At 34.8% G+C, this 26,518-nt stretch carries 21 protein-coding genes; 6 read left to right on the forward strand and 15 right to left on the reverse strand.

The features are described from left to right. Positions 1-2: 2 nt before the first annotated feature. Entirely contained in the window at positions 3-803 is an 801-nt protein-coding gene (locus tag Q0787_RS07030; protein WP_298901586.1) for an RNA methyltransferase, read from the reverse strand. A 210-nt stretch (positions 804-1,013) separates the two neighbouring features. Between Q0787_RS07030 and Q0787_RS07035 the strand changes: the two genes are divergently transcribed. From Q0787_RS07035 to Q0787_RS07045, 3 genes are all read left to right on the forward strand, one after another. Beyond that, on the forward strand, positions 1,014-5,126 hold the full coding sequence (locus Q0787_RS07035) for a T9SS type A sorting domain-containing protein (RefSeq protein WP_298901587.1): 4,113 nt from the start codon (positions 1,014-1,016) through the stop codon (positions 5,124-5,126). 114 nt (positions 5,127-5,240) lie between these two features. After that, complete coding sequence (locus tag Q0787_RS07040; protein ID WP_298901588.1) at positions 5,241-7,541, forward strand: T9SS type A sorting domain-containing protein; 2,301 nt, start codon at positions 5,241-5,243, stop codon at positions 7,539-7,541. A 106-nt stretch (positions 7,542-7,647) separates the two neighbouring features. Next, the gene (locus tag Q0787_RS07045) at positions 7,648-8,451 is read left to right on the forward strand and encodes a DUF6503 family protein (RefSeq protein WP_298901589.1); all 804 of its coding nucleotides are present in this window, start codon (positions 7,648-7,650) and stop codon (positions 8,449-8,451) included. A gap of 76 nt (positions 8,452-8,527) precedes the next feature. Here Q0787_RS07045 and Q0787_RS07050 read toward each other — a convergent pair whose 3' ends face one another. The 3 genes from Q0787_RS07050 to Q0787_RS07060 all read right to left on the reverse strand — a co-directional run bounded on the left by Q0787_RS07050 (position 8,528) and on the right by Q0787_RS07060 (position 13,979). Beyond that, positions 8,528-9,841: an amidohydrolase family protein gene (locus Q0787_RS07050; protein ID WP_298901591.1), complete on the reverse strand. Its 1,314-nt coding sequence runs from the start codon at positions 9,839-9,841 to the stop codon at positions 8,528-8,530. Positions 9,842-9,851: 10 nt separating this feature from the next. Then, positions 9,852-12,830 (reverse strand): amidohydrolase family protein, encoded by a 2,979-nt coding sequence (locus Q0787_RS07055; RefSeq protein ID WP_298901592.1) that lies wholly within the window; start codon positions 12,828-12,830, stop codon positions 9,852-9,854. Positions 12,831-12,908: 78 nt separating this feature from the next. Then, positions 12,909-13,979, reverse strand: a complete 1,071-nt coding sequence (locus Q0787_RS07060; RefSeq protein WP_298901593.1) for a DUF3810 domain-containing protein — start codon at positions 13,977-13,979, stop codon at positions 12,909-12,911. Positions 13,980-14,030: 51 nt separating this feature from the next. Here Q0787_RS07060 and Q0787_RS07065 point away from each other — a divergent pair, with 51 nt between their 5' ends. After that, positions 14,031-15,494 carry an aminoacyl-histidine dipeptidase gene (locus tag Q0787_RS07065; RefSeq protein ID WP_298901594.1) on the forward strand — a complete coding sequence of 488 codons (1,464 nt, stop codon included), beginning with the start codon at positions 14,031-14,033 and terminating at the stop codon, positions 15,492-15,494. An 84-nt stretch (positions 15,495-15,578) separates the two neighbouring features. On the opposite strand, the gene Q0787_RS07070 is transcribed toward Q0787_RS07065, so the two are convergent. From Q0787_RS07070 to Q0787_RS07080, 3 genes are read right to left on the reverse strand one after another with little or no spacing between them, the layout of a single operon-like run. After that, on the reverse strand, positions 15,579-16,796 hold the full coding sequence (locus Q0787_RS07070; RefSeq protein WP_298901597.1) for a peptidylprolyl isomerase: 1,218 nt from the start codon (positions 16,794-16,796) through the stop codon (positions 15,579-15,581). Positions 16,797-16,822: 26 nt separating this feature from the next. After that, positions 16,823-17,362 (reverse strand): gliding motility-associated peptidyl-prolyl isomerase GldI, encoded by a 540-nt coding sequence (gene gldI / locus Q0787_RS07075; RefSeq protein ID WP_298901598.1) that lies wholly within the window; start codon positions 17,360-17,362, stop codon positions 16,823-16,825. Beyond that, positions 17,362-18,378, reverse strand: a complete 1,017-nt coding sequence (locus Q0787_RS07080; protein ID WP_298901599.1) for a bifunctional oligoribonuclease/PAP phosphatase NrnA — start codon at positions 18,376-18,378, stop codon at positions 17,362-17,364. The genes gldI and Q0787_RS07080 overlap by 1 nt, the downstream gene beginning before the upstream one ends. 89 nt (positions 18,379-18,467) lie before the next feature. Between Q0787_RS07080 and Q0787_RS07085 the strand changes: the two genes are divergently transcribed. After that, the gene (locus tag Q0787_RS07085) at positions 18,468-18,887 is read left to right on the forward strand and encodes a nucleoside-diphosphate kinase (RefSeq protein ID WP_298901600.1); all 420 of its coding nucleotides are present in this window, start codon (positions 18,468-18,470) and stop codon (positions 18,885-18,887) included. 98 nt (positions 18,888-18,985) lie between these two features. Here Q0787_RS07085 and Q0787_RS07090 read toward each other — a convergent pair whose 3' ends face one another. The 4 genes from Q0787_RS07090 to Q0787_RS07105 all read right to left on the reverse strand — a co-directional run bounded on the left by Q0787_RS07090 (position 18,986) and on the right by Q0787_RS07105 (position 21,505). Continuing rightward, positions 18,986-19,333 (reverse strand): hypothetical protein, encoded by a 348-nt coding sequence (locus Q0787_RS07090; protein WP_298901601.1) that lies wholly within the window; start codon positions 19,331-19,333, stop codon positions 18,986-18,988. Positions 19,334-19,459: 126 nt separating this feature from the next. After that, positions 19,460-20,434, reverse strand: a complete 975-nt coding sequence (locus Q0787_RS07095; RefSeq protein ID WP_298901603.1) for a DUF6438 domain-containing protein — start codon at positions 20,432-20,434, stop codon at positions 19,460-19,462. Between the two features lie 35 nt (positions 20,435-20,469). Further along, positions 20,470-20,823: a cyclic-phosphate processing receiver domain-containing protein gene (locus tag Q0787_RS07100; RefSeq protein WP_298901604.1), complete on the reverse strand. Its 354-nt coding sequence runs from the start codon at positions 20,821-20,823 to the stop codon at positions 20,470-20,472. A 7-nt stretch (positions 20,824-20,830) separates the two neighbouring features. Beyond that, positions 20,831-21,505, reverse strand: coding sequence for a hypothetical protein (locus Q0787_RS07105; protein ID WP_298901606.1), 675 nt, complete (start codon positions 21,503-21,505; stop codon positions 20,831-20,833). A gap of 226 nt (positions 21,506-21,731) precedes the next feature. Here Q0787_RS07105 and Q0787_RS07110 point away from each other — a divergent pair, with 226 nt between their 5' ends. Further along, the gene (locus tag Q0787_RS07110) at positions 21,732-22,589 is read left to right on the forward strand and encodes a sugar-binding protein (RefSeq protein WP_298901608.1); all 858 of its coding nucleotides are present in this window, start codon (positions 21,732-21,734) and stop codon (positions 22,587-22,589) included. 81 nt (positions 22,590-22,670) lie between these two features. Here Q0787_RS07110 and Q0787_RS07115 read toward each other — a convergent pair whose 3' ends face one another. The 4 genes from Q0787_RS07115 to Q0787_RS07130 all read right to left on the reverse strand — a co-directional run bounded on the left by Q0787_RS07115 (position 22,671) and on the right by Q0787_RS07130 (position 26,488). Next, the gene (locus Q0787_RS07115) at positions 22,671-23,075 is read right to left on the reverse strand and encodes a DUF6326 family protein (protein WP_298901610.1); all 405 of its coding nucleotides are present in this window, start codon (positions 23,073-23,075) and stop codon (positions 22,671-22,673) included. A gap of 95 nt (positions 23,076-23,170) precedes the next feature. Further along, entirely contained in the window at positions 23,171-23,632 is a 462-nt protein-coding gene (locus Q0787_RS07120) for a YcxB family protein (RefSeq protein WP_298901612.1), read from the reverse strand. A gap of 85 nt (positions 23,633-23,717) precedes the next feature. Next, a complete protein-coding gene (locus Q0787_RS07125; protein ID WP_298901613.1) occupies positions 23,718-24,074 on the reverse strand; it encodes a hypothetical protein in 357 nt (118 codons plus the stop codon). Next, entirely contained in the window at positions 24,074-26,488 is a 2,415-nt protein-coding gene (locus Q0787_RS07130; RefSeq protein WP_298901614.1) for a penicillin acylase family protein, read from the reverse strand. The genes Q0787_RS07125 and Q0787_RS07130 overlap by 1 nt, the downstream gene beginning before the upstream one ends. Positions 26,489-26,518 lie beyond the last annotated feature (30 nt).

Consider the following 26,518-nt stretch of genomic DNA (forward strand, 5'->3'; position numbering starts at 1 on the left):
TATTATTTGAAATGTCGTTGACGTTTTGCTTCAAAGATTAAAATTCCGGCGGCAACCGAAACATTCATGCTATCAATTTCTCCTTGCATTGGAATCACAATATTTTGAGAAGAATTTTTTAACCATTCATCACTTAAGCCCGTGGCTTCTGTGCCAACCACAATAGCCGTTGGATTAGTAAAATCTTGTGTGTGGTAATCTACTGAGGCTTGTAAAGCAGCACAATAGATAGCTATATTTTGCTGCTGTAAAAAATTAATAATCTCTTTTGTTTGACCAGTTGCTATTTGGTTTGTAAATACACACCCTACACTGGATCTAATAATATTCGGATTGTAAAGGTCGCTTTTAGGGTTAGCAATAATAACGGCATCTACATTTGCGGCATCTGCAGTGCGCAATAAAGCACCAATGTTTCCAGGTTTTTCAGGAGCCTCTGCAACAAGAATTAAAGGATTTGGCGAATCAAATTTTAAATGATTCATGTCATGAGATCTAACGTTAACTATGGCAATAACCCCTTCAGTAGTATCGCGATGCGCAAGTTTTTGAAAAACTTCTTTAGAAATCTCAATACATTCTATCTCAGAAGATGATAGCGATTGCCTAAGTTGTTCAGAAAAGAGTGGCTTATAAAATAAAACTGTTTTTATTTGATAGTTTGCCTTTTGAGCCAAACTCAGCTCTCTCTGTCCTTCAACTACAAAAAGCCCTGTTTTTTTTCGTTCTCGTGATTTCTCCTTTAGAACAATTATTTTTTTTACTAATGGGTTTTGAGTACTCGTAATCTCCTTATGATTCATTTTCTGGCTATGCGCTATATTTGAATAGCCACAAATTTACGCTTTTATAGATCATTCACAATGTCTTTGTTGGTATTAGAGTTAACAATTGTTTTTACAAAAAGGTAGGAAAATTCCAAACCCAATTGTTATAGTAATGACATTAATCCGTTGATACTTAACTTTCCAGTTAACAATCAATTTAACTACTAACCAAACGCTATCTTTTCTATGAAAGTAAAATTACTATTTCCGCTTGTTGCCCTACTTTTTTCGATAACCACGTTTTCTCAAACTTTAAATCAACCCAATGATATGGTCGTTTGTGACAATGATAATGATGACATTGCTTCTTTTAATTTAGAATCTCAAACACCATTAATTCTTGGAGATTTCAGTCCAAATGAATACACGATCACCTATCATCTTACAGAAGCAGATGCGGTAAATCAGTTAAATCCTTTACCATCTCCATATACCAATTCTTCAAATCCTCAGACAATTTATGTTAGCGCAGTTCAAAACACAGGTAATATAGAGCTATTTACATTTAATCTCATTGTAAACTCATTACCAATAAATGGTTTTGCTCAAGATGTTATTGCATGTGATGAAGGGGGTGGCTTTGCAGTATTTGATTTAACTCAATTTGATCTAGAATTTGCCGAGGGTAACCCAAACCTATCTGTTACTTATTATGAAACATTACAGAATGCAGATTTAGGGATAAATTCAATAGCAAACCCTGAATCTTATATAAATACGGTTGCTTATTTTCAAACCATTTACGTGAGAATTGAAGATAACGTTACGGGTTGTTATTATGCGAGCCCAAATACCGTTTTATACTTAAATGTAGATCAAAGTATTATTCTAACTGAACCAACAGCATTTGTTGTTTGTGATGACGACGGAGATGGGTTTTATCCTTTCGATTTAGAAAGTAAAACTGCCGAAATTTTAAACGGAAACCAAAACCCAACACTTATTGTAACTTACCATGAAACCCTTGCTGATGCTGACGCTAATGTGAACGCATTATCAACGCCATATTTTAATATTGTTGGTTTTGCACAAACTATTTATGTAAGAGTGTCGACAAATTTTGGTGATTGTTATGAAACCACAACTTTAGAATTAGTAGTAGATGTTGACTGCCTTTCGGTATCTCCAGCAACGATAGATTTTTGTTCAGACGACCCTAATTTTATTGGTGAATTTGATTTAACATCTGAGAATTCAGAGATTGTTAATGGAGCGGATGTTGTCGATTATGTTTTTACATATTATACAACAGAAGCAGATGCTGTAAATCAGAATAACCCTATAGCCAATCCAACATCTTATCAAAATACTCTAGAAACATTAGTGATTTATGTACATGTAGAAGAAAATGCTACAGGTAACACAGCAATAACAACATTAACGATTAATGCCAATTTAGCACCAATAGTTGATTATAATGGTTCTTATACGATTTGCAATGGAGAGGAAGTTGTGTTAACACCTTTAGTTTCTGGAGGTAGTGGACAATATACATACCTATGGAATACAGGTGCCACAGATCCAGAAATTGTCGTGTTCGAAAGTGGTGTTTATACTATCGATGTAACAGATGCATTTACTGGCTGTATCGCTGAAACGTTTTCTATAGATGTTATAGAAGGAGAATCAATAGCACTAGGTGATGCCGCCGATTTAACAAGCTGTGAACCAAATGCAATATATGATTTAACCTTGACGCTTCCAGAGATTTTATTAGGAGCAGATGCAAGTTCTTTTATTATAACATTTCATGTCAATCCAAACGATGCGTTCTTCGGTGTTAATCCTATTGCAAATCCTACAGTTTATACTTCGACAAATGCTACGGAAACAATTTATGTAAGAGTTCAAAATGAAAACGATAGTTGTTTTGCTCTTAGCGATTTTAATATCCTAACAGAAACATGTCCTATTGAAGTGGCGTGTGGAGAAGATCCAGTTAATACAACGTTTTGCTATGAATTGGATGATGCTACACCATATGTATATTCTAGTTCTGATGGCTCACAGTTGCATGTGTTTTTTAATGCTGGACAGGTTGAAGATACTTGGGACGAATTGGTAGTTCTAGATTCTGATGGTGTTACAAATTTAAATCCAGAAGCAACAACTTATGGGAATGGAGGTGACTTAACAGGATTATCTTTTGTGTCAACAGGTGATACAATTACTATTTATATTAATTCTGATGAGGTTTTTGCATGTGCAAATCAAAATTATATTCCAATAGATTTTACCGTAAGTTGTTTAGATCCAAATGCCTTACCTAACTGTACGTCTGTACTTACATCACCTGAGAATGGTTCTGAGGACGTAAACGAAAATACAGATATAACTTGGACGGCTTCGTCTGGGTTGGTTAACGGTTATAAGGTATCAGTAGGAATCACGCCTGGAGGAACGGAGGTTCTTGACCATGTTGATGTAGGTAATGTATTAACTTATGATATAGGAACACTCGATTATGAGATTACGTATTATGTAAGTATTGTGCCTTACAATGACAATGGTGATGCCATAGAATGTGCTGAAGAGAGTTTTACTACAAGAGCAAACCCTAATCAGCTCGTAGATTGTGATAATGGTGCTGTTAACACAAATTATTGCTACGGAAATAATGACACTAGCGAATTTTCTTTTGAAAGTGTTGACGGACTGCCACTAACTGTTGTTTTTAACGCAGGAGCGACCGAGGTAAATTATGATGAAATTTCAATACTAGATTCTGACGGAACCGTTTTAAATCCAACACTTCCTTATGGGAATAATGGAAGCTTTACAGGATTAAGTTATACGTCTTCTGGAAATAGTATTACTATACGTTTTGATACTGATGGTTCTATTAGCTGTCAATCTGGAAGTACTTGTTGTACCGAAGCCTTTGATTTTGATGTGTTCTGTGCGTCTTCGGTTGGATTGATACAAGTAAATGCTTTTGAAGATGCCAATACAAATGCTGTATTTGATGCCAATGAGTTTAATTTCTCAAATGGATATTTCACCTATGAAGTTAATAGTGATGGTATTATTAATACCGTGAATTCATCTACAGGGAGTTTTCAAATTATTAGTACAAATGACACTGATACTTATGATATTACGTTTAATTTATATGAAGAGTCTGCAGGCTGTTATGATTTAACAACAAGCAGTTTTAATGCTATTAGTGTAGCCAATGGAAATACAGTAACATTAGATTTCCCTGTAGTAGAAGAACAAAGTTGTGAAGATTTGGCGGTATACCTTATTAATAACTGGACGCCACCAAGACCAGGCTTTACCCACACAAATTATTTGTATTTAGAAAATTTAGGATTTACAACGATTGCATCTGGAACAGTTGAGTTTACAATTGATCCTCAGATGGTATTAAATAACACCTTTAGCGTAAATCCGGCTTATACGATTACGACAACAACAACAGGGTTCACTGTAGATTTTGTAAACCTTCAACCAGGAGATGTGGAGACTATTGGAATTTCAATCATGTGTCCAGCAAGTGTTGCCTTGGGAGATATTGTTACAAATACAGCAGACTATATTACCGATAATAATGATTTGGTGCCTGTAAATAATTATTCCACATTATCTGAAGTTGTAGTTGGCTCTTGGGATCCTAATGATAAAATGGAGTCTCATGGTCCAACTGTGGTTTATGATGATTTTGCCGCGTCTGATGAATACCTGTATTACACGATTCGTTTCCAAAATTTGGGTACAGCTGCAGCAACATTTGTTAGAATAGAGGATGCACTAAATAACCAATTAGATGAGACTACTTTTCAGATGCTACGATCTAGTCACGATTATGTTGTGACACGATCAGGAGCTAATCTCGAATGGTATTTTGATGCTATAAACCTACCTGCAGAACAAGATAATGATGAAGGAAGTAGAGGTTTTGTATACTTTAAAATTAAACCAAAACCAGGCTATGCTATAGGAGATATAATCCCTAATACTGCGGCTATATATTTCGATTTTAATGCACCTGTAATTACCAATAGATTTGATACAGAGTTTGTTGAGTTTGCCTTATCGGTTTCAGAAATTGATATAACATCTTTCGATGTGTTTCCTAATCCAGCAAAAGATAAGGTAACGATTAGGTTAAATACTAATAACTTTGAAAATATAACCGTTGAATTTATTGACATACAAGGGAAACAAATTTTGAAACAAGATATTTCAGAAGGAAGCTCTATGGATATTAATACTTCAAATTTACAAAGCGGAATGTACTTCGTTAAGTTACATACAGCAACTAAAAGTTTAGTAAAGAAACTTGTTATAGAATAACCCAAACAAATGATTTCACAAAACCTCAGGGACAAGCCTGAGGTTTCCTTTTGATACTATTAAATTATTAGGGTAATTGTATTACCTTAATAGACTATTTAAGACACTATATTTATGAAACAAAAATTACTAATTGCCCTATTTACTTTAAGTTTTTTATCTGGTTATACACAAGTTGATTTAGGAGAGGATATTTTTACATGCGAAGGAGAGACTGTTGTGTTAGATGCTACGACTGCCAATGCCATAGAGTATGCTTGGTTTCAGAATGGTTTCATTATTATCAATGAAAACGGACCAACATTAGAGGTGAATTACACAGATATTTATGAAGTTCAAGTTATTATTGATGCAGACACCATTTTTGCAGATACGATTTTCGTAACATTCAATCCATCACCAGATGCTCAAACCCCATCAGATTATGTGGTATGCGATGCTAATTCTGGAGGCTTTGGGGTGTTTGATTTTACCACTAAGGATGCCGAAATCATTGGAAACGATCTCGATGTTTCAATAAGCTATTACCAATCAGAATTTGATGCATTAGCCTATGTTAATGCGTTGGCGAGCCCGTATTCTAATATTAGTAATCCTCAGACTATTTGGGCTCGTGCTGAGAATGTTGTAACCGGTTGTTTTTCAATAGTGAATTTTGATCTTATAGTCGACCCAAATTGCGAGGATATAGAAGTATTCTGTGGGGCAATTCCAGTAAGTATAGACTATTGTTATCCAGATAATACGAGTTATCAGTATAACTTTCTAAATTATACGGGTTCACCATTAACACTGACATTTAATTCTGGACAATTAGAAACAGACGGAGATTATGTTATCGTTATTGATTCTGATGGTGTAACTCAACTTTTCAATGGTAATAATAATGGAGACCTTGATGGACTAAGTTTCCAATCTACTGGAGCATCCATTTCGGTTAGAATAGAAACAAATGAAAGTATAAGTTGTGGAGATGGTAGTTCAGAATCTATTACGTTTGATGTGTCTTGTAATGATTTTTCTGGAAGTATTAGCGGTCGCGCTTTCTTTGACGAAAATGGTAATGGGATGGTAGACGGAAATGATTCTAATTTTAGAAATGGGTATTTTACGTATGAAGTAAACAACAACGGTATCATTAATGAAATTATGACTTCGGATGGCAGCTATTACATAGCCAACCCAGGAGAAGGAAATACTTATGAGATTTCGTATCATTTGTTTGACAATTATGACGATTGCTACACGATTACAACAAGTACTGTGAGTAACGTTTCAGTAACTGGAGATGAAGATTTAGAAATTAATTTCCCCGTAACTAACGACCTCATGTGCGAAGATCTAGGTGTTTATGTATTAGCTCCTTTTTCCGCGGCACCAAGACCAGGATTTAATTATGTAAACCGCGTATATATTGAGAATTTTGGATTTAATACGATTGCTTCAGGTACCATAGAGTTTGTGGCAGATGATTCAGTCCAGTTTGATACAACCTTATATCAAACAAACCCCAACCATGTTATTACTAATACTTCAAACGGATTTATTTTGGAGTTTACAGATTTGCAACCAGGTGATATCGAGTTTATAAATGTGTTGTTATATTGCCCAGCGAGCGTAGAATTGAATCAAGTCGTAACCAATACGGTAACATATGTAACTTCGGGAAATGACGATTTCGAACTCAACAATACATCAACTCTTAGTCAAATAGTTGTTGGCTCTTTTGATCCTAATGACAAAATGGAAGCTCATGGACCAGAAGTTGTTTATGATGATTTCGTGGTGTCCGATGAATTCTTATACTATACAATTCGTTTTCAAAATGTTGGTACAGCAGATGCCATTACCGTTAGAATTGAAGATGTTTTAGATTCTGGTTTAGATCAAACAACCTTCGAAATGTTGCAATCTAGCCATAATTATATTTTGTCTAAGATTGATAATGAAATCACATGGCAATTTGATAATATTTATTTGCCTGCAGAACAAGACGATGCAGAAGGTAGTAACGGTTTTGTCTATTTTAGAATTAAACCCCAAGCGGGTTATGCCCTTAATGATATTATTCCAAATACAGCGTCTATCTATTTTGATTTTAATGCTCCTATTATAACTAATACTTTTCAAACTGAGTTTGTTGAAGAGAGCTTATCAATTTCAGAAATAGATGCATTAAACTTCAATATATATCCAAATCCAGCGAAAGATAATGTTATAGTTGAATTGAATGAGGTACACTTCGGAAATGTAACGATTCAGGTTATTGACATCCAAGGAAAGCAAGTTTTGGAACAAGATATTTTAGAAGGACATACAGCGAATATTGACACATCCCATTTGCAAAATGGACTGTATTTTATAAAATTGAATACAACAACAAAAAGTTTAATAAAGAAACTTGTAATAGAATAGTCCAAATCTTTATTTAGTTGAATTTAGGCCTCAGGATTTTTCTGAGGCTTTTTTTGTAAACTATTCTGTTTACCTTCGTCTAAGCACGAAACTAAAACATCAACAAATGAAACTTAAAACTTTACTTTTAATTGTACTCGTAGTTTTTGCATCTTGCAAGGAGAATAAAACCAACGAAACAGTAGAATCTATTGACTATTCGGAAGAAAATTTAGATGCTACAACAAGCGTATATCCTGAGAATATTAGCAAGATATTTGATGCGCATGGAGGTGTAGACGCATGGAATAACATGAACACATTGTCATTTACTATGGAGAGACCAAATGGAAAAGAAGTGACCACAACCAATTTAAAAACACGCGCAGAGCGTATTGATACGCCAACATATACAGCAGGTTATGATGGGGATGTGCTATGGGTTAGTGAGAAAGACGGTAATGAATATAAAGGCAATGCCAAATTTTATAAAGGATTGATGATGTATTTCTATGCCATGCCTTTTATCGTTAGTGACAATGGTATTATATATGAAGAGGCAACTCCTCTTGAATTTGAAGGTAAAACGTACCCTGGAGTTCTAATCTCTTATGAAGATGGGGTAGGAGCATCATCAGACGATCAATATGTTTTATATTATGATGAAGAGACAGGACAATTGCAATGGTTAGGATATACAGTTACTTTTGGTAAGGATGAAAAAAGTACCGATTTTCATTTTATCAGGTATAACAATTGGCAAACGGTTAATGGATTAGTGTTACCTAAAAGTATTGATTGGTATAACTATGAAAACAACGTACCTACAGAAAAACGTAACACTGTAGAATTTTCAGATATTATCGTATCAGATAAAACCCCTAATGCTACACTTTTTGCTAAACCAGAAGGCGCTATTTTAATAGAATAGTATGTATCTAATTAATAAAAAAAGACCTATCTATTGTGAAATTGATAGGTCTTTTTTTTTTAGCACACAGCGCATGTTATTTTTTCTTAGGTTTTAATTTTTCAGAATAACGCTCCCATAGTTCTGTTTGATGTGTATCTAAGCTAATTAAACGTCCATCTATAAACGCATGTGTAATAATATTGGTTCTCATATCTAAGGCATCTCCTTCGCTAATAAAGAGCGTAGCACTTTTACCAGCTTCTAAACTGCCATAATTCTCATCTATTCCTAAAATTTTAGCTGGATTGAGAGTAATGAGTTGTAAGGCCTGTTCTTTTGTTAAACCATGAGCAACTGTAGTACCTGCATAAAAAGGCAAGTTACGCGAGTTCATACGTTCCATTTGCCCACTTGTTTCTAAAGCAACAGTAACTCCCTTATCTGTAAGTAATTTTGCTAATTTAAAAGGCATGTCATAATCATCATCTGATTGGCTTGGTCTAGAATGAACACGTTGTAATAACACCGGAATGTTATGTTTCTTCAACATATCGGCTACTTTATATGCCTCATACCCACCAACAATAACAGTTGACTTTACATTGTGCACTTTTGAAAAATTTACGGCATCTGTAATACCTTTTTCATCATCGACATGAATATATAATGTTTTACTTCCGTCAAACAAGCCATTAGTAGCCTCAAATGGTAAATTTTTAATTGCTTTATCACTTTGCATATAGGCCTTCGCTCCATTAAAATAATCGGCAATCTGCGTGACTTGATTATCATAGTTTTTGTTAACTTTCATAGCAGGATCTTCTCCTAACCACCAACGGCCTCTAGAAAAACTGTTGGGCCAATTCATGTGAATCCCATCATCTTCTTTTATAACGGCATCTTCCCAATTCCATGCATCAAATTGTACAATTGATGAAGTTCCTGAAATACGACCACCTCTTGGAGTGATTTGGCCAATTAACACGCCATTCGGCCTCATAGATTCAACAATCTTAGACTCGGCATTGTATGCTATTAAACTTCTGATATGAGGATTCCAAGTTCCAAGCTCAGAATCATCATCTGTAGCCCTAACGGCTCCAATTTCAACCAATCCCAAGGTTGAATTGGGTACAATAAAACCAGGATACACGTGTTTTCCATTGGCATTAATAACATCCATTTTTGACATATCTACTCTAACTGTAGTTCCATCTAAAACCTGAGTTAATTTTCCGTTTTCAAAAATGATCAAGCTATTGTTAATTACTTTTCCATTTCCTAAGTGTGCTGTGGCGCCAGTAATGGCGACTGCTTTGTCTTGTGTTGGAGCAGGTGTTTGTTGCGCATAACCAAGAGAGAAACTCATTAGAAATACAACGATTGTTTTTATATATATAGTTTTCATAATCATCTTTTTAGTGTTGTTCTTGATCTAAATAATCACAATGCATTTGATCCTTCTCTTTCTTTTTGATAGGCTGCGTTTTTAGGCCTTTATTTTTGGCTTGCATCATCATATTTATAAGGTCACTTTTTTCTCTTTTAATTTGATCACGCATGATTTGATCACGTTTTAAATCAAAATAGGTTACACCTTCAATAATGGTCTTTTCTGCTTTTGCATAAATAGACATTGGGTGGTCAGACCATAAAACAACATCTGCATCTTTTCCTTCTTTTAAACTTCCTACACGATCATCAATGTGTAATAGTTTTGCAGGATTAAGTGTTACAAATTTCCAAGCATCCTCTTCACTAATACCTCCATATTTTACAGATTTTGCAGCCTCTTGATTTAAACGCCGAGACATCTCACCATCGTCACTGTTAATAGCTACTATAACACCTGCGTTATGCATAATTGCAGCGTTGTATGGGATGGCATCATTAACTTCATATTTGTAGGCCCACCAATCACTAAATGTTGATCCGCCTACGCCATGTTCAGCCATTTTATCTGCCACTTTATAACCTTCAAGAATGTGCGTAAATGTGTTGATTTTAAAGTCAAACTTTTCGGCAACTTTCATCAACATATTAATTTCACTTTGCACATAAGAATGACAGGAAATAAAACGCTCTTTGTTTAAGATTTCGGCAATTACCTCCATTTCAATATCTTTTCGATATGGCTTTCCGCTTTTCTTTAACTCATCATAGGCTTTAGCACGATTAAAATAATCCATATATAGTTGCTCAACACCCATTCTAGTTTGTGGAAATCTTGCAAAACTTTGCCAATTAGATTGTTTTACGTTTTCGCCTAAAGCGAATTTTATAAACTTCGGACTATCATCATAAATTAAATTTTGAGCAGTTTCTCCCCATTTTAGTTTTATAATGGCCGAACGCCCTCCAATAGGATTTGCCGATCCATGTAAAATTTGAATGGAAGTAACGCCTCCAGCAAGGTTTCGATAAATATCGATGTCTTCATCATCAATAACATCTTCAATAGATACTTCAGCAGAAGAGTTGTGACCTCCTTCATTAATAGAAGATGCCGCAATATGTGAGTGTTCATCAATAATCCCCGCAGTTAAATGTTTGCCAGTAGCGTCTATAACCGTCGCATTTCCGTCGGAAATATTCTTGCCGATTTTAGCAATTTTACCATTTTTAATTAAGACATCGGTTTGCTGTAAAACACCTGCATCTTCATTAGTCCAGACGGTTGCATTTTTAAAGAGTAATGTTTCTGCTTTTGGTAGCTGATCAAAACCATAAGCGACATTTGGATATGTTACAGCAACTGTCGTTTTAGGCACTTTATCCTTCATTGCTTTTTTATCCTCTTTGGCCTTTTCTTCTTTAGGCATCTTGGTGGCATAAAATGTCATTTCATTGCCATTTGGGAAAATGGCTTTTCCGTTAAGGGCATTATTATGATTAACATGAGCTGCTAATCGAATAAATTTTTGTTGGGTAGAATCTTTGGTTGTCATGGAGATATTTACCCAATCATCTGCGTAGTTAATTTTTGAACCTCTTGTTTTACCATCACTAGTAATTTCAGATTTTAATTTACTTAATGACCCTTTCAAGGTCATTTTGTAAGATGCACCAGCTAAGCGAAATTCATAATCTCCGCGAATATCTTTAACATCCATATTTTCAAGTACTGTTTTCTTTCCTTGAACCCAGTTTTCGTACAGTGTAGTTTTGCTATCAAAAACATCTCCAGATGTAATTAAAAAGTTAGCATAAGCGCCTTTATTTAATGATCCTATTTGAGAAGATTTTCCTAGTAATTTTGCAGGTGTCGTTGTTAGAGCCTCTAATGCTTTTTCCTTTGAAAGCCCATACTCAATAGCTTTCATGACATTAGATTTAAACGATTTTGGAGATTTTAAATCGTGCGTGGTAAAAGCAAAAGTCACGCCGTTTTCCGCTAAAACCTTTGGGTTAGACGGTTCTTGATTCCAAGCTTTCATATCTCCTAATGAAAGAGATCTACTTAAAAAAGCATTTTCTACATCATATGCTGCTTGAAAGTTGACTGGAAGGATATAAGATGCATTTGTTGCCTTTACGTCTCTAATGCGCTCATATTCATCTCCACCACCAAGAATGACATATTGAATGCCAAACTGGTCTCCAATTTTATCTGCTCTAAGGGCATTTACTCTGTTACCAGCACCAAAGATTTGTACTAAATTTTTATTATCATTTAAAGCCTCAAGTGAAAGGTCTTTAGTTTGACTATAACCTTTTCCATACCAATCAGCATCTAAATACATTTGACGCAATAGAGCCATGCTTCCCATTATAGAACCAGGATAGGATTGCCTTGAAGTAACACTTTTTCGAAAAGAAAAGTATTGTCCAGATTGAGGGTCTAGTATACGAACTTCATTTCCAGCACTAGGATTTAAGGCTACTAAGGTTCCGCTTCCTCTAATAATACCATCTTCAATATATGTGTTTACCACACCGAAACCAGCTTTTAATAGTTCTTTTGCCATTTTAGAATCATATCTAAACTTATCAATAGCCCTATTTTCTGGCATTACATGATCGTTCCAATAGTATCCAGTTCTGCTTGGACCATATTGCGGTCCTCTGGCGTTACTGTTTGGACGTTCAGGTTTTTTTACACCAAATGTGGAATATATATCTATAAAAGACGGATAAATACTTTTACCCTCTAGATTAACAATGGTCGTGTTTTTTGGAATGGTCACCTGTGTACCAGATGCCACTACTTTTCCATCTTTAATTAGTAATGTGCCATTCTCAATAATTTGAGAAGGTGTGACGTAAATTTTTGCATTTGTAAATGCTTGATAATTGGTGTTGGTGACTTTAACACCATTGTTCTTAGGGAAATAGTCTTGAGCAAATAATGCAAAACTGCAAAAGCAGAGCGCTATTGCAAACTTGATTTTATTCATATGAATGGTTGGTTTTAATTCCTTCTAAAGATAAAAATTAAGACCTTACGACACTGCAAAACTCCTATATTTTAACGTTTAATCTATGGGATGGTTTTTATGATAATTAACTAATAATGCGACGACATAACTATAACTTTCCATGCCACCAGCCTGATTATTAGACTTTAAGAAGTTATTGTAGGTGGCTTTAAACAAGGGCTCTGTAGGGTTTTGATAATTATCCCAGAAATCCTGAACTTCCTTATAATTATAGATAATACCTTCATTAACCTGAGAGACGAGTTCTTTATATAGTTCTTGATCTCTTTTAAAAGTTTCATGCAAGCAATGGCGAAGTGCAAATGCAAATCCAGAATAATTAAAATACACATTTGGATGATGCATAGCAGCCATACTACCTATGAAATTAGCTTCGTTTTCGGCAGCATAACCTAGTTGGTGCGCAACTTCATGACTCCCTGTTGTGGGAAATTTGAATGATGGAATTAAACCATCAACTTGTGCTTCATTTGTAAATGGGTTTAAGTATCCCGAAAATCCCATATAGGTTAATGGTATGCTATATAATGAACGCTTTATACTTCGAGGTTGATATGCTAAATAAGGAAATTCTTGAGATAATTTATCATAACCTTCAGGTATCATTTTTAAGATTTCAGACTTAGAATAGGGTATCACCACTTTCGTAGAATCATGAGCGGCAAGTTGAAGTTGAAGGCTATTGGTTTTGCCAATTAATTGCTTGGTGAGGTCTACTAACTCTTCGGTTGTATAATCATGATTAATGTTCAACGACTTATGTAGCGGTAGGCGATAGTAGTTAAAAGCCCAAAGTAGATGAAATGCAAAGTAACCAACCGAAACTGCCGATAATACATCTAAAAACCATTGCTTCGAGTCTTTAATTATACGTTTTCTATTGCTGAAGAGCCACCTAACAATATATAACCCCAAAAGCGTATAAAGAATGTCTCCTACTGAAAATGGCAGCCATCCAAACGCATAGCGCATGGCTTTGGAGATCCAAATATAAATGCCATGACTGTAGACAGATTCGACCAAATTTGGAAAATTTACTAATACCTTTAGAAAAATAATCTGGGGAATAATAGATAAAGCTATAATGAGTCTTTTATATTTCAGCATGACTCAAAAATACTAAAAAGAATGTACCTTTGCTAAACTAAAAAAAACAGAATGAGTTCAGAAATAAGACAACTAGAACCTAAGCAACTTTGGAATAAATTTGCCGACTTAAATGCCGTACCAAGACCCTCTAAAAAAGAAGAACGTGTAATACAGTTCATGAAAGATTTTGGTGAGAAATTAGACTTGGAAACTATTGAGGATGAAGTAGGGAATGTTATTATAAAAAAGCCAGCCTCTTCTGGGATGGAAGATCGCAAAACTGTTGTGATGCAATCACATCTAGATATGGTACATCAAAAAAATAATGATACAGATTTTGATTTCGATACACAAGGTATTGAGATGTATATAGATGGAGATTGGGTAAGAGCAAAAGGCACAACACTTGGAGCTGACAATGGGTTGGGTGTAGCTACCATTATGGCTATTTTAGAAAGTACAACAATTGTACATCCTGCTATTGAAGCGTTATTTACCATAGATGAAGAAACCGGAATGACAGGAGCAATGGGATTAAAAGGAGGAATGCTTGATGGCGAAATTCTTTTAAACTTAGATACAGAAGAAGATGATGAAATAGGTGTAGGTTGTGCTGGAGGTGTTGATGTTACTGCGACAAGAACTTATAAGGAAGAGGAGACTCCCGAATTTAAAATAGGGTTTATAATTTCAGTTAAAGGCTTACAAGGAGGTCATTCAGGTATGCAAATCCATGAAGGACTTGGAAATGCTAATAAAATAATGAACCGTTTGTTATTTGATGGATTTGAAAATTTTGGCTTGCGCATTTCAAACATTGATGGAGGGAGCTTGCGTAATGCTATACCGAGAGAAAGTAATGCCATTGTTGCCATAGATGCTGTTCATGAAGCCGCTTTTATATCTGAAATGGATAACCTTGCGAATACGATTAAAACGGAGTTAAGAACAATGGAACCAGAATTGGTCATTGACATCTCTAAAACAGAGACGCCAAATAAAATTATGGATTTAGGAGTTCAAGAAGGATTAACAAGAGCCTTATATGCTGCGCTTAATGGTGTCTATCGAATGAGTGCAGATATACCAGATCTTGTAGAAACTTCAAATAACATTGCACGTGTAATCGTGAAAGAAGGCGCTATAAAAATTGGTTGTTTAACCCGCAGTTCTGTTGAAAGTTCTAAATGGGATTTGGCAAACATGCTACGTGCCACTTTTGAATTAACAGGTTGTGAGGTTGAGTTTTCTGGAGATTACCCTGGATGGAAACCTAATATGGATTCTGATATTTTAAAAGTCATGGTACCACTTTATAAAGAACTTAATAATGGAGAAGAACCTCATGTTGCAGCTTGCCATGCTGGTTTAGAATGCGGTATTTTAGGAACAAATTACCCTGAAATGGATATGATAAGTTTTGGTCCGAATATTAAAGGAGCCCATTCGCCTGATGAGCGAGCTCAGATTTCTTCTACGCAAAAGTATTGGACTTATGTTCTTGAGATTTTAAAGAATATCCCAAAGCGTTAACAATATAAATTTTAATAGTAATAATCAAAAAAGCCTTTCAATATTGAAAGGCTTTTTTTTAGTTTTAGTTGGCAATAGTTAGCCTTATTTGGCTATTTCGGTCATTTCTAAAATAAAGGTCAAATCTGTATTTGGTTTAATACTTCCTCTACCGCGCTCACCATAGGCTAGGTGAGAAGGCAAGTAGAAAAATGCACGTTCGCCTACTTTCATAGATGCTATTGCTTCTTTAAAGCCTGCGATCATTTGCGCATCTGGACGAATTTGCATTCTTGAAGGACCATACATTCCTGCATCTTCACGTCTTTGATCATACATTCCAGATTTTTCTGCAATTGCTTTTTGATTGGAATCAAACAAACGACCATCTGTAAAGTAACCTTCATAATTAATCATTGCAAAATCACCTTCCTTAGGTTTTTCGCCAGTACCTTCGGTAATTACAAACTTCTTTAAGCCAGAAGCCAAAGTAGTAGATTTAGCATTGTAATCATCAATTAAAGGTTTTGTTTCTTTAGCTGCTTCGGCAATTTTTGCTTCGCGCTCTTTTCTCATTTCTTCGGCCTTTACTTTTGCTGCTTCTTTAAGAGCTTCCCATTTTTTAGGGGCGTTTTCAAGTTCGTCTTCAAATATTTTTGGTGCGTTAAACGCTTTTGCATCAGATCCTTTTCTAATGATATTTACTTTTGTCATGTACACCGTCTCCAGTGGTTTACTACTACCAGGTTCAACAGCAACATTAGAAATGGAATCCTGTACATCAATTCCTTTTACTAATTCACCAAAAACACTGTGACAACTTACTCTTGGGCGGTCGCACGGCTTTAAAAGTCCGTTTGCATCAAATGCATCTAAGCTAGGATAAGGTACTTCTGTTATAAAAAACTGACTACCATTGGTTCCAATACCTCCAGAATTAGCCATCGATAAAATACCACCTTTATCATGCTTTAAACTTTCGTCAAATTCTGAAGTGAATTTATAACCAGGACTTCCTGCACCAGTTGCCGTGTGATCACCACCTTGAATCATAAATTGATCCATAACGCGATGGAATGTTAAGCTATCATAATATTTTTTGCCTTTAAATTCTTCACTTACCATAGGGTGATTTCCTTCCGCTAAGGCTACAAAGTTAGCAACGGTTAAAGGTACCTTGTCGTAGAATAATTTTGCGATCATGGTGTCTTTAGACGTCACGATTTCGGCATATAATCCATCTTCTAATTCTGGATATTCTTCTTTACATGAAGTTAATGTTACACATAGACATAACATTAAAATTTGGAGTGTTTTGCTCATCAATTGCATTTGTATCTAAATTAAATTTATTGGTTTTGTTTTATGTTGTTCACGGTTACTTTGCACATCAACGGAATATTGGTGCCAATTTTGTCATTATCGCCATAATAGCCATACGCTTTTTGCGAAGGAAAAAGGAAGGTGGCAGACTCTGTAGGTTTTAATAGTTTTAAGCCTTCTCGCAGTCCTTTAAAGATTTCTTCTTGATCCATAGCATAGTTTTGTGTACCAAGTTCTTGTTGTGAGTAAATCACATTTCCGTTTAAATCTTTTATATCATAATCGAAGTTAATAATATCTCCAAAGCCAGGTGTTATAGTATCAATTTCAACTTTAGTGTGATAGTAATACCAAAATCCTGTTTTAGAAGCGATATAATCATACTCTGGATTTTGAGCCATTATCGCCTCAATACGTTTTTGTTCACGCTGATTTAGTTTTTTATTGCGCTCAGCAGATTCTTCTATAAAGGAACCCGACTGCACGCCTTTGGGTTCTCGGGCTTCAGGAGCTTTACAACTCAAGGCCAAGAGAATTAAAAATAATAAGGAATATATTGTTTTCATTATGCTTTGAGGTCTTGTTTATATTGAGGCAAGATACTAATAAATTTGTCAATGGTCTCGTTTAAATTTAAATCACTTTTGCCTCCTGCTGCATTGGTATGACCTCCACCACTAAAATGCGCTCTAGACAGTTTGTTTACTGAGAAATCACCTTTACTTCTCAATGATATTTTAATGATATTTTCTTGTTGATTTTCGATAAAAATCGCAGCGAAAATGATACCCTTAAGTGACAAGCCATAATTTACAAAACCTTCAGTGTCACCTTTTTTGAAATTGAAAGTATTAAGTTCATCTTGCGATAAGGTAATATAGGCTGTACGATATTCTGGAATGACTTTAAGGTTGCTTAGTGCGCGCCCTAGCAATTGAAGGCGTTCATAGCTATTGGTGTCATATATATTATTATGAATATCAGAGTTTCGAGCACCTTTTTCAATGAGATTACCTATAATATGATGTGTTGCGCTAGTTGTAGATGGAAATCGAAATGATCCAGTATCAGTCATAATTCCGGCGTATAAACACGTCGCAATATCACTGTTTATTTTATCTGAATCGCCAAGCATATCTATGAAATTGAAGACCATTTCACATGTTGAAGACATCGAAACATCGGAGTACATGTATTTGGCATATTGATCTGGTTGTTGATGATGATCAATCATAATTTTCATGCCTTGTGCGGCTGTTACAGCGGCCTCCATATCACCAATTCTACTTAGCGAATTAAAGTCTAATGTAAATAGAATGTCGGCGTTTTTTATATAGTCGTCACTTTCTTCTTGCTGCGACTCATACTTCAGAATGGTAGATTCATCAGGCATCCATTTTAGAAAATCTGGATAATCATTTGGAGCAATGACAATGACGTTGTGATTGTACATTTTTAGATAACGATATAAGCCTAATGTAGAGCCTATGGCATCTCCATCTGGATTTTTATGCGGAATGATAACAATGGCTTTAGGTGAACTTAGAAGCGCTTTGATGCTATTAATGTCGTCTTTATTCATAGAGGACGAATATACAATTTTTTAATAATGGATTCTATTGTTTTTATTAAGAAATGCATTACTTTTGCAGTCAAATTTAAAATAAAATAATGGCAACAAATAGAACATTTACAATGCTTAAACCAGATTCTGTTGAAAAAGGGAATATTGGTGCAATTTTAGAAAAAATAACAGCTTCAGGTTTTAGAATCGTAGCGATGAAATTAACGCAAATGACAACTGCGGATGCTCAAGCATTCTATGCTATTCATAAAGAGAGACCTTTCTTTGGTGAATTAGTAGAATACATGACAAGAGGGCCAATTGTTGCGGCAATCCTTGAAAAGGACAATGCTGTTGAAGATTTTAGAACATTAATTGGTGCTACTAATCCAGCAGAAGCTGCAGAAGGAACAATTAGAAAATTGTATGCGGCATCTATTGGAGAAAACGCAGTTCACGGAAGTGATAGTGATGAGAATGCTGCTATTGAAGGTGCATTTCATTTCTCAGGTAGAGAGATGTTTTAATTCAACACGCTGGAAATATATAGAAAGCGCAACCGTAGGTTGCGCTTTTTTATTGCTTTATATCAAACGATTAAACGTTTAACTTCGATAATTAATAGTTATACACGTTGCTGTAGCGCTTTTTTATGATGTACTTCTAAATAGACAATTGAAATGATTGCCAAACCCAATAACACTGAATAAATGATCAACCCTAGATCAAAATTAAGATTGCTCATCAATTCATTTCTTTGGACACTATCTAAATCCTCTTGATTTAAAATTAAGTCTTTATTGGAGTTATAAATATCAATTTGATTTAGGATATACCCAAACAATGCAAATGCTAGTCCAGTTAAAATGACTATCATTTTTCTTAATCTGGTCTTCGATTTTAAGAACCAAAATATTAGTGCAACGCTTAAAATGATAATAAAAATAATTGTTATTGGCATCTCTAATGTCATGACTTTTTGTGTTTTTATCAATTAAAACCTATCTATAGATCTTTCATTATGTTATTTGGTTTAAAGTTAACAAAAGAAAAAAAATTGGAGCTACTTTGGCAAAAAGTATAGTTGCTGATAGTAGAGTTATAGTTTTTCCCAGTCTTGGTTAAACCTTAAGTCGGATAATTTTCTGTATAAATAATACAAACCGTTGGTTCCTGATTTCCCATAGTCTTCTATGGTCTTTACTGTGCCATCTGTAAAATAAACTTTGAGTGTACATGAGGGCTGGCAAGTACCTCCGGCAAAATAAGAATCACTAAGATTTTTAATTTGTAAATAATTAATTATTTCACATAGTTCTGAGAACTTGTCTTTTGCAATTGTTGTTTCAAAATAGCCTTCTTCTTTATTAGGATCAATTTTCAATGTTTTACTGAAATTATGATATCTTGCAATAAATGAGGATTTAGCATTTTCGTTTAGAACTAATTCAAACACAGGACAAGTTCCAAAACAGCCTTCAGCACGATATTCAATTTGAGAGATTTGATAATCTTCACCTTCCTCATTAAAATCTATAAATCTTCCGTATTTATATACAAGTGTTGTTTTTGAAATACCATTTTCAAAATTTTCAGCATAGTTAGAAATGGAATACAATTCTACGGCAGGAATTTCATCTTTATAGACCAACTTTGGGTAAATAGGAAAATCATTAATTAATGATAGCGTTAAAGGAATAGGAGCATAGTGGTCATTTCCATAATTCATTATCGCCATGACTTTAAATGAATGCTGATAGAACGCTCCAGTTATAATTAAATCTGTAAATCCATTAGCATCGAAATCCTCTTTTATGAACGTAATATTGGGAAACATTGAATCTAATCTCCGTTTTATTTTCGCTACATGAAACCCTTCTTGGTTATAAGATTTGGGTGTTGCATATAAAAATTGGTTTAGCGTGGAATCTGTGGTTTTTATAAAGGTGCGTAACTCGTTTAGATTTGATATACTATCAACCTTAGTTCGTTTGATGGTTTCTTTTAAAGTACTTTTTTCTTTCGCACAAGAATGGAGTAGAATAATAGTTAGAATGATGGTTAGGCATCTCATAATATTGTCAACGTTTAAGTTGTAATATCATTGTGCTAACTAAGATTTTCGTTGTTTTTTGACTTTAAATGCTTAATATAATTGTTTAAAAGACCTTTAATTTGTTCGGTAGCTACTGGATTTGCAGAGTGCACTTTAAACTCTAAATGTCTTAAATCAAGTCCAGATTCGTAGACTAACCATTTTGCAGCAGCCAATCCATCTGGTGCCACCTTACCGTCTGATCCAAGACCAAGATCGTTATCAAAACTTATATAATTTGGAAGTCCGTTTGTTTTAATATAATCGACAAATGCAGTATAGGTACGAACGATATCAAACTCGGGTGTCATAGATTTGTCATAAATCATTTCAATAGTTCTGACATCGTCTAAAAATAGTTTTTTCATTTTCGTTTTAGTTCAATTTTTTTTTATCCATTTCTATATAAGGTCTTTCCGAGTCCTCGCATAAGAACCCACTATACGCTATTCTTTTTTCATTAAACATAACATACGATTCATCAATATGTGCATAGCTTGCGCTATATCCCATATGTTTTCCCCTAACAATAATACCGCCTTCTCCACCACAATCTACCGATAAAATTAATATAACCTTAATATTACTACTGTCAGAATTAAGACTCTCATAGGCTTTTTGAATTAAAGGAAAATTGAAGCTATTGCTTCTGTAATCGTAATCATTTACAGCAAAAAGAATTTCCTCAATAATAAACTCTTCAGTGTCCTCTGCAATAGGTTTATCGTCTATACTTCTATAGAGAGTGTTGTTCTTCAAATAAATTTTAGTGTGTATGCCATTAAAAGGATGATTCTTGATACTTTCAAATAGAATTTCCATTCTATTGGTATCAGGAATGGCATAAATTAACTTTAAAATCTCTAGTGCAAAGTTCTCAGATATTAATAGTGATATATAAGGATATTCACCTTTTTTGCTAGAACCATACAGGTCTCTAAATAAACGAATGAATTCAAAATCTATGTTTTTGTCTTCATGCAATTCATAAAAATCAACGATTTCTTTTGGAATGTCAATACCTGTTGTACTAGCAAATATACTTGCCATATCTCGTATTCTAATCTTTAATTTTCTATTTATCATTTGAAGTATAACGTGTCAATTGAAATGGCTTTTTCAGCGCTTTGTTCATACGAAGTTAGTAAAAGGAAACGAACTAAATAAAAAGAAAACGGTTCTAAAACTTATGTAAGAATAACAAATTGCTAGCTCCTGTGATTAGTCATTAGGTTTTTAATTCGTTACTTTAGAAAAGAAAATTAAGTCATATAAAATGGATGTTAAAAAATTCGGAACGCTTTACATGAAATGGATACGATTAATTTTAATTAAAAGCCTGTCATTATTAATATTAGTTTTATGCTTAACATGCTGCCGACATGTAGATAATTCTAAACAAAACGCATCATCAGATACTTTGAGCTGCCAATTAGATACATTATCTACTTCTATAGTTGCTCAAGACGATGGTCATTTTAAAGCCTATATGACGCCATCTCCTTTGATTATGGATGGTTGCAGTAAAGACGATATATGGTCTCGCGTAGATTGGTATGATATGAATTATGTATGGATGGGTGAACCAGTAGACTCTGCAGATTACCATGGGAAGTTTAAACTCGCTTGGGATAAGCACTATCTATATGTTTTGGTTGAAGTTTTTGATGATCATTTAAATCCGACGTTAGATAATGGTATAGATAACTATTGGAAAGGTGATTATGTAGAGGTGTTCATTGATGAAGATAGATCTGGAGGTGACCATAAATTTAATCATCAAGCCTTTGCTTATCATGTGTCTTCAGAAGGTCATGCAATAGATAAAAGTACATCTGAACAAACTATTTTTTTGGATGATCATGTTACTGTTGCGCGTTCGCAAGAAGGTAACAAATACCTTTGGGAAATGGCAATTCAACTTTATAACAAGGATTTTGATGAAAAAGCTACGGATAATGTTCCCGTTGAAATTTTAAAAAACAAACACATCGGTTTTTCAATTGCCTATGGTGATAATGATGGTAACAACAGCCGCGAAAACTTCATGGGCTCAAAACAATCACACGGACAAAATAATGACGAAGGTTATACAAACTCGAGTGTTTTTGGAAGCATCCTATTTTTAGAGTAGGAGGTCCAAATAGAACAGTTTGTCTTGAGACGGTATTTTTGCAAATTATTCTTCTTATTTAGTTTATGCTTCACGTTTAGTTTATGCTTCACGTGGCCATTTCCAAGCATAGTAAACAATCAAAATAGTAATGATACTTTCTGCAAATGCGAGAAAGACGTAAAAGCTATACCATTCGGTTAAAGAATTGACACCAATTAATAACATCATCAATGTAAATAGTAATCCAAAAATGATATTTAGGATTCGGTTGGGTTTCGGTTTCAGAATTACTGATAAGGCTACCATAACAGAAGGAATCACTAGAATTATTGATGCTATCAACAGTTTGGTTGGGCTGTCTAAAACGTTGTCTCCTGTAATTAGACTGTCTATTTTACCAGGCGTGTAGAGTTCGAAATAATCGCCATATAAATAGCAAAATGTTACCGATGCCCATAATGCTGCAAGTTTAATTTTGATGTTTACTTTTTGATTTTCTAACATAATGGTTGGTCTTTAGTGTTTAAATAAAAGTATTTCTATTTATATAGACGCAAAATTCACCCAAATGGTTGCCTCAGTTTCAATGTGTCATACTATTAGTTTTTCGTCAGAGCATCTAAGATCGCAATCTCGTTGGCCTTTAAACATTTTATAGGCAAGTAAATACCTTGATTCGATTTGGTTTTTAGCGCAAAATAGTTTTTCCTTTTTAGGATCGCTTTTAAGTTGGAGTAATCTAATTCCGATTTACTTTTGTCTGACCTAATAATTATTTTTTCTGGTTCAATATCATAGTCGAGGTCAAAGTTTTTGAACCAAGATTTTCGAGTTAAAATAAGTATTAAGGGTTTGAGTGTGTAGTAAACTCCGAAAATGATCATAAACCCAGCATAGCCAATACCCGTTTTGGTGTTCCCATTAAAATATTGAAAAAGTCCCATGATTAAAATAAGTGGTCCACCAATTAGCCTTAAAATGGAAAAGAAAATACCATAGCCAAAGAAGTATTCATTCAAAAATATTTTTATTTTTTCAAATTGAGATAAATTTTGATGCATGGTTATGGTCGTTTTATACTGCTTTATTATTTAGGACTAAGATTATAATGGTTTTAGTTTTTCCAAACGTATATCTACGTATTTTTTAACGCCCTGCCAATAAACTTAACTGTTTCCCCAGTAAAGCAGATATACCAGCCGCCAAACCTCCAATAATACCAGTTACTAGTATGAGAAGGTAGGGATTGCCACCAAGAGAAAGCAATACAGATATCTTTTTGGCAAGCGTAAAATCATTACCGCTACTTGCTATAAACGCATAGACAGACCAAAATAGGAGAATGGCCAAAAAAGGTACAACAAACACGGCTAGTTTCTTTAGACTAAAAAAGAGCGCAGAAACAAAACCTGCTACCATAATGGACCACCAAGGTAAAAACTGAGAAAGAATAAACGCTAATAGGATGGTCACAATGAAATTAATAATATGTTCTTTACGCATTAGTTTGATGGTGTTAGGGTTTGTGTTGAAATGATATCACTAGTAGCTGTATCATTCTGCATAAAATTTAAATCGTAATAGGTCCCGGCGGCCCAGTCATCAATCATATTATCATAATAGAGACTTCCAGGGTTTCCTGATTGGCCTCCTGGATAGATACCTAGAGCCTTTGGAGGAGAACTCATTTCTACAATCATACGCCACGACGGCCCATGATTTTCAGATGTTGCATTAACAATATTAGCATCGCCACCAATAGGAATATCAAAGCGTGAAAAGGCAGGTAAGGCTTGTAATAAATGCCCAGCATAGGTTGCTTTATAATCTTTCCAATTGTAATCACCATGTTTGGCTTTCCAATCATTTAAGTCTTTTACCGCATCTTTAAACGCTTTTAAGAATAAATCGTGAGCGGTTTCTATCTCGGGAGTTTCTAAAATATCCATGAACTTATCTTTTGGGCGATTGATAAGGAGGTAGATTGTTTGGTATGTAAAAGGTGTTGTTAACGCTTCATCTTCTGTATCAAATTCATCCCAAACCATTGGGTATAATTTATACCACCAGGCTCTCCAAATACTTGGTCCAACTTGATCAATATCATTGTTAAAATCCCATGACTTAATTTGCTTATAAATAGCACGCTCTTCTTCGGTTAATGCCGAAACATCTATGGATTTAAACATTTCCGTTAGAAGTTCAGCGGCCTTAAGATTGTAGTTGTTATTATGCAAGGCTTTAAAATCATCTACACTAAATTTATCCTTTGATCTAAAGAAATCATTAATAACACGATTCCTGTACGTTTCATAACCATCGTTAAAGACATAGAAGGGATAGCTTTCGTCTACAGGATGTTGATTAGCCGAACTTACAAATCCGCGTTCTGGATTTTTCACATGAGCATTAAAGGCCTGTGGAATATAACCTTGCCAGTCGTGATCTGGATTAGAGCCATCCATTAAGAATTTGCCCTGACCTTCCCATTTATTAGGAAACAAACCTTGAATCCATAAGGCAATGTCACCACTAGTTGAAGCAAAGACAAAATTTTGGGCTGGTGCCGTATAGCCTTTTAAGGCATTTACATAGTCGTCGTAATTTTTAGCTTTATTAAGATCTAAAAACGGACGTTGGTTATTACCACCTGTATGACCAACCCATTTCATAGCATAGCCAGCACGTTTGTTATCACTTTTAAAATTATGATCGTAAGTGACAGGACCATGATGTGTGTATAGCACCGAGTCTATTACTGGTAATGCGCCTCTAACATTAATCGTTTCAACACGAATGCTGGTATCTTTCCACGAGTCGCCATATTTGTACTGGGATCTTGAATCGTCTTTAAATTCAATTTTATACCAATCGAGTACATCACGTGTTGCATTGGTTTCTCCCCAAGCGATATGATTATTAAATCCAGAAATAATACCTAAAGCACCTGGTAATGTTGCTCCCATAGCACTGTGTTGTGGTGTGCTTAATTGCATGACAAACCAAATAGAAGGAAGGTTTAAACCCAAATGAGGATCGTTAGCAAGAATGGCATTTCCCGTAACTGATTTTTCACTAGATACAGCCCAATTATTACTTCCATTATCTGGATGAGGCTTTGCAATCGTTTCTCTAATAGTATCTAGAGGGATATCACCTTGCGGTGCCTTTGTCATTTCAGTATCTATAAAACTCCAATCGGTGTCTTTCGGAATTACAGGGTCGTTCACATCGAAAAAATCAGGAAAGAGCAAATCAAATCGTTCTTGGCCAAACTTGCGTAAACTGTTTGTGTACTCTAAATCGTCATCGCCGCCTGCTAGCATTTTTGTCATATACATCAGCAGTAGTGCTGTCTTTTTTATAGTCCAAGGTTCTGGTTTATAATCGAGAAGTTTAAACTCCACAGGAATATTTTTATCATCGAGTGATTCAATATAACTATTTACTCCATCACGATAGGCTTTTAAAAGTGCAATTGCTTCAGGGTCATCTTTCATTTTTTCTAAGGCCATTTCTGCACCATAAGCCATACCACGTCTGCGTTCACGACGATCATAATCTAGTGCATTTTTTCCTATAATTTCAGAAAGACGTCCAGCGGCTGCATGAGTTTGAAATTCCATTTGCCACAAACGATGTTTGGCGGTAACATAGCCCTGAGCTTTATATAAATCGGCATCATTCTGTGCAAAGATGTGCGGAATTAAATGCGCATCATAATGAATCGTTACAGGAGCCGATAAGCCAGCAATGGTTACATTTCCTTCGATAATCTCGTTGGTTTCATTTTGCCATACACCATTTACGGGGTCAAGAAACTTTCCGACGGGAGGAATTGCGCCCAGCTTCGTATTTAAACAATAAAAAACAACTAAGGTGAGTACCAAAGTTGCAATGAGTTTCATGTATTTCATGTGGTTGGAACTTTTAAAGTTTGAATTTAC

The organism is uncultured Psychroserpens sp. (assembly GCF_947492715.1).
Taxonomy (GTDB): Bacteria; Bacteroidota; Bacteroidia; order Flavobacteriales; family Flavobacteriaceae; genus Psychroserpens.